Raw genomic sequence first — 14,201 nt, 5'->3', positions numbered from 1 at the left:
TGCGGGCATCGCGATCAGAGCACGACCGCCGCATTTCATATGAAATGCTCCCGGCCCGGAACCGCTTGGCCCGCAGCGCGTTTCACGGCGTCCCGTCCGTGGACCAGCCCGGATATTTCTCCTGGCGCTGCTATAATCAGGAGCCTGCTTCATGCACGACAAGCTGTTTCATTCACCGGTCGCACTGACCGTCGGCCTTGGCTTCAAGCGCGAGATTGCCTCGCTGGCCGAAATGCACGATTTCCTGACCGATTGGACGACCTCGCGCCGTGGCCCCCTCCATCGCAATGCCGTGGAGGCGTGCGGCCTTGCGCTGGAAGGCTGTATCACCAGGGACGAGGCGCGCCATGCGCTCGTCGAGTTCGCACAAGCAACCGGCATCCTCTGGCCCGAAGTCGAGCCGGACATCGTGGCGCGCGCCGTCGCGCGCGGCTATGGCGGCTACGCCGCCTGAGTTTGAGGCCACCTCCCGTCGTGGCGGCTAACGCCGCCACCACCGAAAGCCCGGCTTGGCCTTCCCGAGCCGGGCTTCGCTTTGTTGCAAGGCGATCACAAGGATCGCCGTCATCTGCCGATGATGTTTTGCCCAACGGTGTAGGCGATCAACCTTTCGAAGGCGCGCGCCGACGCGTCGGCTTGGGCCTCGTCGGATCGGGCTCTTGCGATGACTGCGCTGCGAGGCGCAGCTCTCTCAATCTGGCTGTCTTTGCTTCGCGGGCCGCCCGCTCGGCGTCGAGTACGATCTGCGATTCACGCTTGGCGCGCTCATCGCGCTGGGTGTCGACTTTTGCACGGACCATGTGCTGCTAACTCCATTACGAACCAGCGTTGATTTGGAACAAATCGCCGCCTCCATCATCTTCCGGCCCCGCATGGTGCAGCGTTGCGGCGGGGGCGGCGATTACAAATGATGGTTGGAAGGCTTTTGTCATAGATGTTCCGGGATAGAGAGGTGTCAGTCACACCAACCTGACGAGACGACGAGCGACGCCTCGAATATCTGGTGTCCCTCCTCGTCGCGTACCTTGACGGTGATGGCGGTGTGGCCGTTTTCGATGATCTCGTCGCGGACGATGTCGGGCAGAATGCGGATCGCTTCGCGCCGTAGGCGTTCGCGGGTCTCGAAGACCTGGCCGTCATCATCGACCGTCAGACCGTCGCCATTGTAGAGGTCAAGATAATATCGAGGCATGATGGGCTGAACCTCAGACTGATGAGATGGCGAAATATTCAACCGACAATTCGCGGACCAACCAGTTGTTCCGTCAGAGGGGCATTTGCCGCGGAACAAGCAGGCGCTAACAAATGTTAATGCTTAGCAGCGGCCAACGGCGTATGCAGCCGAAGCCGCCTTTGCTTCCGACAGAACAAGATGGCGATCGGCTGTCGAAGCCCTTTCGCCGGAGATTGCGGTGCTTGAATCCCTCTATCTGAACCTGGGGCAGCATGACGCGCTGTCAGACGCCGAGAAGGCGCTGCTCGCCGGCGCCATGACGTTCGAGAGGCATTTCGCCACCGGCCAGGACATCGTCGCATCGGGGTCGCGTCCGACTTATTCGACGCTGATCCTCGATGGGCTGGCGGCGCGCTACAAGGTGCTGGAGAATGGCGGCCGGCAGTTCACCTCATTGCAGGTGTCCGGCGATTTCGTCGATCTCCACGCTTTCCTGCTGAAGACCATGGATCACGGCATCGTCGCTCTGTCGCCCTGTCATGTCATGTTCGCGGACCATAGCCGGCTTCGCGCCATCACCGAGCAGGCGCCGCACCTGACCCGGCTGTTGTGGCTGGACACGCTGGTCGACGGCGCCATCCACCGCGAGTGGATCGTCGCCATGGGGCGGCGCTCCAAGACCTCGCATCTGGCCCATCTCGTCTGTGAACTCTTCGTGCGGCTGCAGGTGGTGCAGCGGGCCAGTGGCATGAGCTTTCACCTGCCGCTCTCGCAGGCTGAACTGGCCGATGTGCTAGGCTTGTCGGTGGTGCACATGAACCGGGTTATCGGCGCCTTGCGCAAGGTCGGGGTCGTCAACTGGGCAAACCACACGGTGACCATTCTCGACTGGCACCGGCTGCAGGAAATCGCCGAGTTCGATCCCACCTATCTCAGCATGATGCGGGAGCCGCGTTAGTTTATTCCAGACGCGGCTCCCCGATCCTGTGGGCGAGACGTTCAAGCCGCTTCGGCTGCTACGTTGACCGCCGTCTCCGCGATCTTGGTCAGGGCCTCGTCCGTGGCCTTCTCTTCCTTCAGCGTTGCTTCGAGAAGCGTCACGGCTTCGTTCAGGCCGAGTTCACCGCCCCACGTCCTCAGCGTGCCATAGCGTGAGATCTCGTAGTGCTCGACCGCCTGCGCGGCGGCCAGCAGACCGGCATCGAGCGCGGGAGATCCCTTGTACTCCTCCATGATCTCGGCGCCTTCCTCGGTGATACCCATGATCGCCGCACAGGTCTTGCCGACCGGCTTCTTGCCGATCACGCCGAAGACTTTCTCCAGTCTGGCGACGTGGCCCTCGGTCTCGGTGCGGTGCTTTTCGAAGGCGGCCTTCAGCTCGGCGCTTTGCGCGGCCTTGGCCATTTTCGGCAGTGTCGCCAATATCTTCTTTTCGGCGAAATAGATGTCCTTCAGCGTGTCATGAAACAGGTCGTCGAGCATTTTCTGCTTTGCCATCGTCATATCCTCTGATGCGTGAACCCTCAGGTCGACAATCTCCCGCAGATTGATTCGTTCCATCCGCGCGGCATAGGGCGGTCGAGCGATCCAACCCGATAAATCCTTATCGGGACGCTATCTCCCCCGACACCGACGGGGCCGGCAAAAACCTTTATAAAATTCCTATTTCTTTCCGCCCCGCGCCGTCTCGAACCTTTATGGCGATCGGCTCCATATTCCGCATGGGAAAAACGTCGGACGCCGCCAATAGGAATGCGGCGCGCCGCTTTCACGTAATTGCAGGCCTGCTCCGGCAGCTGCCGAGTAGAAAAATCAAAGCAAGGGACAAGCACAATGGACATTATTGTTCTCGGGATAGGGGTTTTGTTTTTTGCCCTGTCCTTGGTCTACGTCAAAGCCTGCGACAGAATTTGAGCTGAAGGATCGAGCCATGCTTTTCGATTACATCCTCGGCGGCGGCGTGACCTTGTTCCTGCTCGCCTACCTCACATACGCCCTCGTTCGTCCAGAACGCTTCTGAAGGCACGGAAAGCCACAAGCCATGACACTGAACGGTTGGATACAGATCCTTGTCTTCTGCGCGATCATCGTTTTGCTGACGAAGCCGCTTGGCTTCTACATGCACCGCGTCTTCAACGGCGATCGCACGCCGCTTTCACCGATCTTCGGCCCGCTCGAGCGTGGGCTCTACCGCATTTGCGGCACCAGCGAACGCGAGGAACAGCACTGGACCGCCTATGCGGTGGCCTTGCTGCTGTTCAACCTTGCCGGGTTCCTGGTGCTTTATGCCCTGCAGCGCCTGCAGGGCAGTCTGCCCTACAATCCCGCCGGCATGGGCGCGATCGATCCGGCGCTCGCCTTCAACACCGCCGCCAGTTTCGTGACCAACACCAACTGGCAGAACTACGGTGGCGAAAGCACGATGTCCTATCTCCTGCAGATGGCCGGGATGACGGTCCAGAATTTCGTTTCGGCGGCCACCGGCATTGCCATCGCGATTGCACTGATCCGAGGCTTTGCCCGCGCCTCCGGCAAATCGATCGGCAATTTCTGGGTCGATGTGACCCGCTGCACGCTCTACGTACTCCTGCCGCTCTGCATCGTGCTCACCCTGGTCTATGTCCGGCTCGGCATACCGCAGACGCTTGGGCCGTATGTCGACGCCACCACGCTGGAAGGCGCCAAGCAGACCATCGCGCTTGGCCCGGTGGCCTCGCAAGTCGCCATCAAGATGCTCGGCACCAATGGCGGTGGCTTCTTCAATGCCAATGCCGCGCATCCGTTCGAAAATCCCGACGCCATCTCCAACCTGATCCAGATGGTGACGATCTTCGCGCTGGGTGCCGCGCTGACCAACGTCTTCGGCCGCATGGTCGGCAACCAGCGCCAGGGCTGGGCGATCCTGGCATCGATGGGCGCGCTGTTCATCGCCGGCGTCGCCGTCTGCTACTGGGCAGAGGCCGCGGGCAATCCGCTGATCCATGCGCTGGGCATCGACGGCGGCAACATGGAAGGCAAGGAAACCCGCTTCGGCATCGCTCTGTCGGCGCTGTTCGCCGTCATCACGACGGCCGCTTCCTGCGGTGCGGTCAACGCCATGCATGACAGCTTCACCGCGCTCGGCGGCATGATCCCGCTCATCAACATGCAGCTTGGCGAGGTCATCGTCGGCGGCGTCGGCGCCGGCTTCTACGGCATCCTGATGTTCATCGTGATTGCGGTCTTCGTTGCCGGCCTGATGGTTGGCCGTACGCCCGAATATCTCGGCAAGAAGATCGAGGCCAAGGAGGTCAAGATGGCGATGCTGGCCATCCTGTGCTTGCCGCTCGCCATGCTGATCTTCACGGCGATCGCCGTTGTCCTGCCGAGCGCCGTGGCCTCGATTGCCAACGGCGGTCCGCACGGCTTCTCCGAGGTGCTCTACGCCTACACCTCGGCGGCGGCGAACAACGGTTCGGCCTTTGGCGGCCTCAGCGGCAACACGCCCTGGTACAACATCACCATCGGCATCGGCATGTTGATGGGCCGCTTCCTGGTCATCATCCCGGCGCTCGCCATCGCCGGCTCGCTGGCGGCGAAGAAGACCGTGCCGGCTTCGGCAGGCACCTTCCCGACCGATGGGCCGCTGTTCGTCGGGCTGCTGATCGGCGTCATCGTCATCGTCGGCGGCCTTACCTTCTTCCCTGCGCTCGCCGTCGGGCCGATCATCGAGCACCTGGCGATGATCCATGGGCAAACCTTCTGAGGCGGCCATGCCCTTGTTCAGCAGCAAGCGTCGCAAGGCCAGGCCGCCGGCCGACAGCGAGGGGGAGGCCAAGCCTCCTCCCTTCCCGACCGTGTCGACGTTCCTGGGCATTGCGGCCGTCATGATCGTGATTTGGCTGCTGGTCTACGGCCCACCCTTTTCGGCATCCAATCACCCGGTGCCGCCCAACAACAGCGAAGCCGGAGCTTCAAAATGAGTCACACAAAATCAGCCAGCATCGTGGATGCCAGCATTCTTTGGCCCGCCATTGGCGGTGCCTTCCGCAAACTCGACCCGCGCACGCTGGCCCGCAACCCGGTGATGTTCGTCGTCGCAATCGTCTCGGCGCTGACGTCAGTGCTGTTCGTCAGGGACCTCATCACCGGCGGCGGCGACCTGCGCTTCACATTGCAGATCATCATCTGGCTGTGGTTCACGGTGCTGTTCGCCAATTTCGCCGAAGCGGTCGCCGAGGGGCGCGGCAAGGCGCAGGCCGACTCGCTGCGCAAGGCGCGCACCGAGACCCAGGCCAAGCTGCTGGCCGGCGAGGACCGCTCCAAATTCAAGCTGGTGCCCGGCACCAGCCTGAAGGTCGGCGACATCGTGCTGGTCGAAGCCGGCGATATCATCCCGTCCGACGGCGAGGTGATCGAAGGCGTGGCCTCGGTCAATGAGGCGGCAATCACCGGGGAGTCCGCACCGGTCATCCGCGAATCCGGCGGCGACCGTTCTGCCGTCACCGGCGGCACGCAGGTTCTGTCCGACTGGATCCGCGTGCGCATATCAGCCGCGTCCGGCCACACCTTCCTCGACCGCATGATCTCACTGGTCGAAGGGGCCGCGCGCCAGAAGACACCGAACGAGATCGCGCTCAACATCCTGCTCGTCGGCATGACGCTGATCTTCGTGCTGGCTACCGCGACCATCCCGAGCTTTGCCTCCTATTCCGGCGGCTATATCTCGGTGACTGTGCTGGTCGCGCTGTTCGTCACCTTGATCCCGACCACCATCGGCGCGCTGCTCTCGGCCATCGGCATTGCCGGCATGGACCGCCTGGTGCGCTTCAACGTGCTGGCCATGTCGGGTCGTGCCGTGGAAGCCGCCGGCGACGTCGACACGCTGCTCCTCGACAAGACCGGCACCATCACGCTCGGCAACCGCCAGGCGACCGAATTCCGCCCGGTCAAGGGCGTCACCGAGCAGGAACTGGCCGACGCGGCGCAACTCGCCTCGCTCGCCGACGAGACGCCTGAGGGGCGCTCGATCGTCGTGCTGGCCAAGGAGAAATACGGCATCCGCGCCCGTGACATGGCGACATTGCACGCCACCTTCGTGCCCTTCACGGCGCAGACCCGCATGAGCGGCGTCGACATCGACGGCTCGTCGGTACGCAAGGGCGCCGTCGATTCCGTGCTTGCCCACGTCAATCAGTCGACGGTCGCCGCCCACGGCACGCGTCCCGGCAGCGATACCGTCAGGGATCTCCAGGCGATCGCCGACGAGATTGGCAAGTCTGGCGGCACGCCGCTGGCGGTCGAGCGCAATGGTCGCCTGCTCGGCGTCGTCCACCTCAAGGACATCGTCAAGGGTGGCATCAGGGAGCGCTTTGCCGAGTTGCGCAAGATGGGTATCCGCACGGTGATGATCACCGGCGACAATCCGATGACGGCAGCGGCGATCGCGGCGGAAGCCGGCGTCGACGACTTTCTCGCCCAGGCAACGCCCGAGGACAAGCTGAAGCTGATCCGAGACGAACAGGCCAAGGGCAAGCTGGTCGCCATGTGCGGCGACGGCACCAACGATGCGCCGGCCCTTGCCCAGGCCGATGTCGGCGTCGCGATGAACACCGGCACGGTCGCCGCCCGCGAGGCGGGCAACATGGTCGACCTCGACAGCGATCCGACCAAGCTCATCGAGATCGTCGAGATCGGCAAGGCGCTGCTGATGACACGCGGCTCGCTGACGACCTTCTCCATCGCCAATGACGTTGCCAAGTATTTTGCCATCATCCCGGCGATGTTTGCGATCTTCTACGTCGCGCCGGGACAGACGACCGGCCCGTTGCAGGCGCTCAACATCATGCATCTGGGCACGCCGCAGAGCGCCATCCTGTCGGCCATCATCTTCAACGCGCTGATCATCATCGCGCTGATCCCGCTGTCGCTGAAAGGCGTCAAATATCGCGCCATCGGCGCCGGCGCCCTGCTCCGCCGCAACCTCCTCGTTTACGGCCTCGGCGGCATCATCGTGCCGTTCGTTGGCATCAAGGCGATCGATATGATCGTCACCGCCCTCGGCCTCGCTTAAGGAATAGATCCATGCTCACCCAGATAAGACCCGCGATCATCATGATCGTCTTCTTCACGGTCCTGACCGGACTGATCTATCCGATCGGCATGACCGGCATTGCCCAGGCGCTGTTTCCGCACCAAGCCAATGGCAGCCTGATCGAGAAGGACAAAACGGTCATCGGCTCCGAGCTGATCGGCCAGGTCTTCGCCAGCGACAAGTATTTCCATGGCAGGCCTTCGGCGGCCGGCAATGGTTACGATGCCACCGCCTCCGGCGGCACCAATCTCGGCCCGACCAATCCCAAGCTGATCGAGCGCATCAAGCGCGATGCCGAGAAGCTGAAGGCGGAGAATCCGAACGCACCGGTCCCAATGGATCTGGTGACGACGTCGGGCAGCGGCCTTGACCCGCAGATCAGCCCGGAGGCCGCCTATTTCCAGGTTCCGCGCGTGGCCAAGGCCAGGGGCATCGACGAAGCCAAGGTCAAGGCGCTCGTCGACGGCCAGGTCGAGGGCAGGGAGCTCGGCTTCATGGGAGAGCCTGTCGTCAACGTGCTGGCGCTCAACCTGGCGCTCGACGCGGCTAAATAGGTGATGGAGAGGTCCGGGGATCGACAGCATCCCCGGACCTCGCCATGATCGATCCTGATGCCGGACGACAGAAGCAACGAAAACCGACCTTCCCCCGACGCGCTGCTCGAGCACGCCGAGCGGGAGGGACGCGGCCGCCTGCGGATATTCCTCGGCGCCGCGCCCGGTGTCGGCAAGACCTACGAAATGCTGATGTCGGGCCGTGCCAGGCTGGCGGACGGCATCGATGTGGTGATCGGCGTCGTCGAGACGCATGGCCGCAGGGAAACCCAGACCCTGGTCGAGGGTTACGAAGTCATCCCCCGCCGCAAGATCGACTACAAGGGGCGCGTCCTCGACGAGATGGACATCGACGCCATCCTCGCCCGGCGCCCCGCATTGGTTCTGGTCGACGAGCTCGCCCACACCAACGCGCCCGGCAGCCGCCACCCCAAGCGTTATCTCGACGTCCAGGAGATCCTGGCGCGCGGCATCGACGTCTACACGACGCTCAACATCCAGCATGTCGAAAGCCTGAACGACGTCGTCGCGCAGATCACGCGGGTCAGGGTGCGCGAGACGGTTCCCGATTCCATCATCGACCAGGCCGACGATGTCGAAATCATCGACCTGACGCCCGACGACCTGATCAAGCGGCTGGAAGAGGGAAAGGTCTATTTCCCCAACACGGCGCAGCGCGCCATCGAGAACTATTTTTCGTCGGGCAATCTGACGGCTTTGCGCGAACTGGCGCTGCGCCGCACCGCCCAGCGTGTCGACGAGCAGTTGCTCAATCACATGCAGTCGCACGCCATCCAGGGCCCATGGGCCGCGGGCGAGAGGGTGCTCGTCTGCGTCGACGCGCGTCCGGGCGGCGCGGCCCGCATCCGCTACGCACGCAGGCTGGCCGACCGGCTTCGCGCGCCATGGACGGCGCTGCATGTCGATACGCCGCGCTCGGCCGGCATGTCCGAGGAAGACAAGGACCGGCTCGCCACGCTGATGCGCCTTGCCGAGCAACTCGGCGCCGAGGTGACGACCATTCCCGGCCAGAACGTCGCGCAGGACATCGTGCGCCACGCGACGGCCAACAATTTCACCCATATCGTGGTTGGCAGGCCGACCCGGTCGCGCTGGCGCGAACTGATCGAGGGCTCGCTCACCTATGATTTGATCCGCAACGCCGGCGACATCAGCGTCCACGTCATTTCGGGGACCGAGCGGGATGCCGAAGCGACCTCGAGAAGGGTCAAGGCAGCGGCCGAGCAGAAGCACTTCCAGATCTGGCCCTATCTGCTGGCCACGACCTATGTTGCGGGTTCATTGGCCGTCAGCGCCGTCCTCGACCAGTTCCTGGACGTCCGCAATCTGGCGATCGTCTTCCTCCTGGCGGTGCTGACATCGGCGGTGGCCGGCGGCCTTTGGCCGGCGCTCTATGCGTGCTTCCTCAGTGCCCTTGCCTTCAACTATTTCTTCCTCGAGCCGCGCTACACACTGACGATCCGGGATCCCGAGAGCATCGTGGCGCTCGCCGTCTTCCTTGCCGTGGCGGTGATCGCCAGCAATCTCGCCGCGCGCATGCAGCGCCAGGCCGTCGCCGCCCGCTCGCGGGCACGGGCCACCGAGGACATCTACCTCTTCTCCAGGAAGCTCGCCGGCGCCGGCACGCTCGACGACGTGCTGTGGGCCACCGCCTTCCAGATCGCCTCGATGCTGAAGCTGCGCGTGGTGTTGCTTCTGCCCGAAGACGGCACCATCACCGTCAAGGCAGGCTATCCGCCGGACGACACGCTGGCCGAAGCCGACATCGCCGCAGCCCGCTGGGCCTGGGAACACAACCGCGCCGCCGGGCGCGGCGCCGATACGCTGCCTGGCGCCAAGCGCCTTTATCTGCCTTTGCGTACCGGGCGCACCGCGATCGGTGTCGTCGGTCTCGACAATGACAAGCAGGGCCCGCTGCTGACGCCCGAGCAACAGCGCCTGCTCGATGCGCTGGCCGACCAGGCGGCGGTGGCGATCGAACGCGTCCAATTGGTCGCCGATGTCGACCGCGCCAAGCTCGCCGCCGAAGCCGACCGGCTACGCTCGGCCCTGCTGACCTCGATTTCGCATGATCTGAAAACGCCGCTCTCGGCGATCATGGGAGCGGCGGGCACGCTCAAGGAATTCGCGCCGGGTCTGCCCGAGCCGGACCGGGCGGAGCTCCTGTCGACGGTGATCGACGAATCGGAGCGGCTGAACCGCTTCATCGCCAATCTGCTCGACATGACCAAGATCGAATCCGGGGCCATGGAGCCGAACTATGCCCTGCATTATGTCGGCGATATCGTCGGCACGGCGCTCAACCGCGCCCGCAAGATCACCAGCGAACACAAGATAGAGGTCGATATTCCGCCCGACCTGCCGATGCTGAAGCTCGATCCCGTGCTGTTCGAGCAGGTTCTGTTCAACCTTCTCGACAATGCGTCGAAATATTCGCCGTCCGGCTCGACGATCCGCGTGCAGGGATGGGCCGACAATGGATCCGTCATCGTGCAGATCATGGATGAGGGGCCGGGTATTCCGGGGCATGATTTGGAACGTGTGTTCGACACCTTTTACCGGGCGCGCAAGGGCGATCAGGTGCGCGCCGGCACCGGCCTTGGCCTGTCGATCTGCCGCGGCTTTGTCGAATCGATGGGCGGCACCATCTCGGCCGCCAACCGGACCGACCGCACAGGGGCTGCGTTCACCATCAGGATCCCGATGCCGGCGGAAGCACCCGATGCCGGCAATCGCGGCGAAGAGACCAGCGTGGATCGGCCTTCATGACAAATTCGAATGTCAGGATACTGGTCGTCGATGACGAGCCGCCGATCCGCAAGCTGCTTCGGGTCGGCCTCGGCAGCCAGGGCTATGTCATCAGCGAGGCGCCGAACGCCAAGGTGGCGATCGAACTGATGGAACAAGAAAAGCCGGATCTGGTGCTGCTCGACCTCGGCCTGCCTGGCATGGGCGGTCATGAGCTCCTGCGCAAATGGCGTGACGAGGGCCTCGACATTCCCGTCGTCATCCTCTCCAGCCGCACCGACGAGGCCGGCATCGTCAATGCGCTCGAACTCGGCGCCGACGATTATGTCACCAAACCGTTCGGCATGAACGAACTGGTGGCGCGCATCCGCGTGGCGTTGCGGCACAAGTTCCAGCAACAGGGCGAGAAGCCTGTATTCCAAAGCGGCGACCTCAGCGTCGATCTGGTCAAGCGCATCGTCAAGGTCGAGGGCGAGGAGATAAAACTCTCGCCGAAGGAATACGACATATTGCGCATCCTGGTGCAGCATGCCGGCAAGGTGCTGACCCACCATTTCATCCTGAAGCAGATCTGGGATGATTCGACCGACGTGCAGTATCTCCGGGTCTATGTCAGGCAGCTCCGGCAGAAGATCGAGAAGACCCCCGACCAGCCGCGCTACATCACCACCGAGACCGGTGTCGGCTATCGGCTGCGTGTCGATTGAGACAGCTCGAATTGAAGTTCTAACTTTTTGTTTTGACGCAATTCCGGGCGGAAAACCGTACACACTTTTCCTGGAATTGCTCCAGTCAGCCGACGGCTTCCAACGGCCGAGTTGCGGCCACCGACGTCCGCAAGGCGGCGAGACAGCCGAGGATGCCAAGCGGGACGAAGGCAAGGAACAGCCAGCTCGCGACATTGGCCGCCGCGTCGTGGTTCAAGCCTTGCGAGAAGCCGCTGGCATTGGCGACGATGCCGGCAAGGGCGGCCCCCACGGCGTAGCCGATGCGCTGCATGGTCGGCACCGCGGCCGAGGCGATGGTCTGCTCGTCGTCCGGGGCGGAGGCGACGATGACGCGGGTCAGGAACGGCCAGGCAATGCCGAAGCCGCCGCCCTGCAGCAAGGCGCAGACCAGGATCAGCGGGATCGAGCCCAGGGGTATCGTATAGGCAAAGCCGGCGATGCCCGCCGCGATCATCAGCGCGCCGGTAACAATGATCAGCCGTTCACGCTGCGGCGGCGCGTTGGCGACGAGGATCGACAGGATCGACCAGGCGATCGATTCGGCGGCGATGATGTAGCCGGTGGTCAGCAGCGGGATGTCGTGCAGGCTGGTCAAAAGCAGGGGCCCGTAGACGCCGAAGGAGCAGGTCGCGACGGAAAAGGCGGCGACCATGGTCATGCCGGCACCGACCGGAGTGCGCCACGAAAACAGCCGCGCCGGGAACAGCCGCGAGCGCGGCTTCAGCGCGTCGATGGTGAAGAACAGCGCGAGCCCGGCCAGGCCCAGCACGATCAGCAGAGAGGAACGCAGCAAGGCGATGTCGATGCCGGCCGAGGCGATCAGCACCACGGCGACGGCCAGGCAGGCAAGGGCGGCGAAGGGGAAGGGCGGGGTCTTGCCGGCGCTCCTGCTGGGTTTCTTCGCCTCCGGCGTGTTGAGCACGAGGAAGCTTGCCAACGCCATGGCGGTACCGCCGAGGGTGAAGACGCCGAAGGCCCAGCGCCACGACAGGAATTCGGTCATGATAGCGCCCAGCAACGGGCCGCTGAACGCCGCGACGCCCCAGATCGCCGACATGATGCCGAAGAGCTGCGGCCAGATGGTGCGCGAAAACAGCCGCTCGACCGAGACGAAGGCGAGCGATACCAGCGCGCCGCCGCCCAGCCCCTCGATCAGCCGGCCGGCCAGGAACAACTGCATGGAAGGCGAGGTGGCGCAGATCAGCGCGCCGGCGGCGTAGAGCAGGGCCGCGACCACCATATTGGTGCGCAGCGCCACGTAGCTCACCAGTCGCCCGGCGGCGGCACCGGCGTCGATGGCGCCGAGCTCGTAGATCGCCAATGACCAGCCGACGAGCTGCACCCCGGCCAGTTCGCCGACCATCGCCGGCATGACGGTTGCCACCATCGTCTCGTTGGTGGCGTGCAGCAGGATGCCGAGGCTGATGAAGCAGAAGCGCGCCAGGTCGCCGCTCGCCCACAATGCGCGCCAGTCGACCCTGTTTGTGCTGATTTCAGTCATGTCCACCCCATGCTTTTGCATATCGCGATGCCGGCGCACGGCACCAGAAGCCAGCAAGGCTTTCCGGCAGGACCATGCGCGGCAACAGCGCCGGATAGCGTGCCCATCGGGGTGCCGGTCCGGTCGGGCTGGGCTTGTAGAACCTCAACCGCGGTTGAGCTCAAGCGGTTTTTTCAAGGAGGTCAGTTCTCGGTGCTGCGCAGCTGGAACTGGCTGACGCCGATGGCGAGATTGATGCCGGTCTGCGTCTGCAGGCTGAGCGGCTGGAGGGTGAAGGCCTGCGAGGAGCCGCCGGCCAGGAGATTGGCGCCGGCGCCGACGGCGGCCGTCACCTCGGCGCTGGCGCCGATATAGTCGCCCGCCAGCGCACCCGGCGCGTAGATGTTCTTCAGCGGCGTCAGCACCAGCCAGCGCATCACCGACTGTTTTGTCGTGCCGATGTCGAGGCCGTATTTGTTGACCGCGCCAAAATAGGCCTCCGGCGCGAAGCTCTTGTCGGTCGGCGTGAAGGTGCAGCTCAGATCCTTGGTCGAGCCGAAGATGAAGCCGGTGCCCCCGCCAATGGCGCATTCAAGGGTACCAAGTTCGATGCCTCGGTCCTGCGCCTGCGCCTGTGTCGCGCCGAGCACGAGTGCGATCGCGGCAGCGGCGATGGCTGTCTTCGGCATATCGTTCCCCCTCAAAATCAAACGGCGCGGAACCATCCTATATGGTTCCGCGCCGTAAGGTAGAGAGGAGCGCAAGGCTCCGTTCGATCACTTCAGCGAATGAATCAGCTGAAGCGAGGTCACGGCCACGGCGAGATTGACGCCGGTCTGCGCCTGGACGCTGAGCGGCTCCAGCATGAAGGCGCCGTCGAAGCCGCCGACCAGCAGGTTGGCGCCGCCGCCGGTGACGACGCTCGCCTCGGCATTGACGCCATAATAGCTGCCGGCAAGGTCGCCCGCGTCGCGGTCGCGGGTCGCGGCAAGAACCGCCCAGACGAGCTGGCCCTGATGTGTCTGGCCGAGATCGACACCGATCTTGGAGATGACGCCGGTGTAGATCTCCGACGGGCCGTGGTGGTAGGGACGGAAGACGCAGGACACGCCCTTGTTGGAGGCGACGATATAGGCGGTGCCGCCGTCGATGGTGCAGTCGAGAGTGCCGAGCTGCAGCTTTCCGGCGCTGGCCGGAGCGGCAGCGAACACGGTCGTTGCAAGGGCAGCGGCGCTGACGAGTTTCTTGATCATGGGAGGGTCCTTTCGCAAATCGCTTGGAATAACGGCTCGAGTGACCAGACCGTTCCGCTGAAAACTTGGCGCGAACAAGGCAAGGGTCAACGGCTTGGTGCGGGGGTTAACGCGCGGTTGCCGGATGGGCGGCGATCTGCAACGCCGCGTGTCCTTTCGGACACGCCGAC

Annotated in this window: 14 protein-coding genes; 9 read left to right on the top strand and 5 right to left on the bottom strand. The window is 63.8% G+C overall.

The window, feature by feature from the left end:
* Positions 1-151: 151 nt before the first annotated feature.
* Complete coding sequence (locus tag CK228_RS04505) at positions 152-454, top strand: DUF982 domain-containing protein (RefSeq protein ID WP_095772528.1); 303 nt, start codon at positions 152-154, stop codon at positions 452-454.
* A 501-nt stretch (positions 455-955) separates the two neighbouring features.
* Here the strand turns inward: CK228_RS04505 and CK228_RS04495 are convergent.
* A complete protein-coding gene (locus CK228_RS04495; RefSeq protein WP_095772530.1) occupies positions 956-1,192 on the bottom strand; it encodes a hypothetical protein in 237 nt (78 codons plus the stop codon).
* A 220-nt stretch (positions 1,193-1,412) separates the two neighbouring features.
* Between CK228_RS04495 and CK228_RS04490 the strand changes: the two genes are divergently transcribed.
* Complete coding sequence (locus CK228_RS04490; protein ID WP_095787040.1) at positions 1,413-2,132, top strand: Crp/Fnr family transcriptional regulator; 720 nt, start codon at positions 1,413-1,415, stop codon at positions 2,130-2,132.
* Between the two features lie 41 nt (positions 2,133-2,173).
* On the opposite strand, the gene CK228_RS04485 is transcribed toward CK228_RS04490, so the two are convergent.
* Complete coding sequence (locus CK228_RS04485; protein WP_179295809.1) at positions 2,174-2,671, bottom strand: ferritin-like domain-containing protein; 498 nt, start codon at positions 2,669-2,671, stop codon at positions 2,174-2,176.
* A 433-nt stretch (positions 2,672-3,104) separates the two neighbouring features.
* Between CK228_RS04485 and kdpF the strand changes: the two genes are divergently transcribed.
* Genes kdpF through CK228_RS04450 form a run of 7 tightly spaced genes read left to right on the top strand, consistent with a single transcriptional unit; the run spans position 3,105 to position 11,277 of the window.
* Positions 3,105-3,194 (top strand): K(+)-transporting ATPase subunit F, encoded by a 90-nt coding sequence (kdpF, locus tag CK228_RS04480; protein ID WP_019861144.1) that lies wholly within the window; start codon positions 3,105-3,107, stop codon positions 3,192-3,194.
* A 21-nt stretch (positions 3,195-3,215) separates the two neighbouring features.
* The gene (gene kdpA, locus CK228_RS04475; RefSeq protein WP_095787039.1) at positions 3,216-4,919 is read left to right on the top strand and encodes a potassium-transporting ATPase subunit KdpA; all 1,704 of its coding nucleotides are present in this window, start codon (positions 3,216-3,218) and stop codon (positions 4,917-4,919) included.
* Positions 4,903-5,136, top strand: a complete 234-nt coding sequence (locus CK228_RS04470; RefSeq protein WP_095772534.1) for a hypothetical protein — start codon at positions 4,903-4,905, stop codon at positions 5,134-5,136. The genes kdpA and CK228_RS04470 overlap by 17 nt, the downstream gene beginning before the upstream one ends.
* Positions 5,133-7,226: a potassium-transporting ATPase subunit KdpB gene (gene kdpB / locus CK228_RS04465; protein WP_095787038.1), complete on the top strand. Its 2,094-nt coding sequence runs from the start codon at positions 5,133-5,135 to the stop codon at positions 7,224-7,226. The genes CK228_RS04470 and kdpB overlap by 4 nt, the downstream gene beginning before the upstream one ends.
* Before the next feature lie 11 nt (positions 7,227-7,237).
* Positions 7,238-7,801, top strand: a complete 564-nt coding sequence (gene kdpC, locus CK228_RS04460; RefSeq protein WP_095787037.1) for a potassium-transporting ATPase subunit KdpC — start codon at positions 7,238-7,240, stop codon at positions 7,799-7,801.
* A gap of 57 nt (positions 7,802-7,858) precedes the next feature.
* A complete protein-coding gene (locus tag CK228_RS04455) occupies positions 7,859-10,591 on the top strand; it encodes a sensor histidine kinase KdpD (RefSeq protein ID WP_095787036.1) in 2,733 nt (910 codons plus the stop codon).
* Positions 10,588-11,277: a response regulator transcription factor gene (locus tag CK228_RS04450; RefSeq protein WP_095787035.1), complete on the top strand. Its 690-nt coding sequence runs from the start codon at positions 10,588-10,590 to the stop codon at positions 11,275-11,277. The genes CK228_RS04455 and CK228_RS04450 overlap by 4 nt, the downstream gene beginning before the upstream one ends.
* Before the next feature lie 85 nt (positions 11,278-11,362).
* On the opposite strand, the gene CK228_RS04445 is transcribed toward CK228_RS04450, so the two are convergent.
* The 3 genes from CK228_RS04445 to CK228_RS04435 all read right to left on the bottom strand — a co-directional run bounded on the left by CK228_RS04445 (position 11,363) and on the right by CK228_RS04435 (position 14,031).
* Complete coding sequence (locus tag CK228_RS04445; protein ID WP_095787138.1) at positions 11,363-12,799, bottom strand: MFS transporter; 1,437 nt, start codon at positions 12,797-12,799, stop codon at positions 11,363-11,365.
* Positions 12,800-12,981: 182 nt separating this feature from the next.
* Positions 12,982-13,467, bottom strand: coding sequence for a DUF992 domain-containing protein (locus tag CK228_RS04440; protein ID WP_095772539.1), 486 nt, complete (start codon positions 13,465-13,467; stop codon positions 12,982-12,984).
* An 87-nt stretch (positions 13,468-13,554) separates the two neighbouring features.
* A complete protein-coding gene (locus CK228_RS04435; protein ID WP_095772540.1) occupies positions 13,555-14,031 on the bottom strand; it encodes a DUF992 domain-containing protein in 477 nt (158 codons plus the stop codon).
* Between the last annotated feature and the right edge of the window lie 170 nt (positions 14,032-14,201).

The sequence above is a fragment of the Mesorhizobium sp. WSM4312 genome (assembly GCF_002294875.1).
In the GTDB taxonomy this organism is placed as follows: Bacteria; Pseudomonadota; Alphaproteobacteria; order Rhizobiales; family Rhizobiaceae; genus Mesorhizobium.
The sequence above is the reverse complement of the archived record's forward strand: the minus strand, read 5'-3'. Positions and strand labels throughout refer to the sequence as shown.

Bases quoted from the DNA above. Each gene is read 5' to 3' on its own strand.
- CK228_RS04505 (WP_095772528.1), top strand. From the start codon at position 152: ATGCACGACAAGCTGTTTCATTCACCGGTCGCACTGACCGTCGGCCTT.
- CK228_RS04495 (WP_095772530.1), bottom strand. From the start codon at position 1,192: ATGCCTCGATATTATCTTGACCTCTACAATGGCGACGGTCTGACGGTC.
- CK228_RS04485 (WP_179295809.1), bottom strand. From the start codon at position 2,671: ATGGCAAAGCAGAAAATGCTCGACGACCTGTTTCATGACACGCTGAAG.
- kdpF (WP_019861144.1), top strand. From the start codon at position 3,105: ATGCTTTTCGATTACATCCTCGGCGGCGGCGTGACCTTGTTCCTGCTC.
- kdpA (WP_095787039.1), top strand. From the start codon at position 3,216: ATGACACTGAACGGTTGGATACAGATCCTTGTCTTCTGCGCGATCATC.
- CK228_RS04470 (WP_095772534.1), top strand. From the start codon at position 4,903: ATGGGCAAACCTTCTGAGGCGGCCATGCCCTTGTTCAGCAGCAAGCGT.
- kdpB (WP_095787038.1), top strand. From the start codon at position 5,133: ATGAGTCACACAAAATCAGCCAGCATCGTGGATGCCAGCATTCTTTGG.
- kdpC (WP_095787037.1), top strand. From the start codon at position 7,238: ATGCTCACCCAGATAAGACCCGCGATCATCATGATCGTCTTCTTCACG.
- CK228_RS04455 (WP_095787036.1), top strand. From the start codon at position 7,859: ATGCCGGACGACAGAAGCAACGAAAACCGACCTTCCCCCGACGCGCTG.
- CK228_RS04450 (WP_095787035.1), top strand. From the start codon at position 10,588: ATGACAAATTCGAATGTCAGGATACTGGTCGTCGATGACGAGCCGCCG.
- CK228_RS04445 (WP_095787138.1), bottom strand. From the start codon at position 12,799: ATGACTGAAATCAGCACAAACAGGGTCGACTGGCGCGCATTGTGGGCG.
- CK228_RS04440 (WP_095772539.1), bottom strand. From the start codon at position 13,467: ATGCCGAAGACAGCCATCGCCGCTGCCGCGATCGCACTCGTGCTCGGC.
- CK228_RS04435 (WP_095772540.1), bottom strand. From the start codon at position 14,031: ATGATCAAGAAACTCGTCAGCGCCGCTGCCCTTGCAACGACCGTGTTC.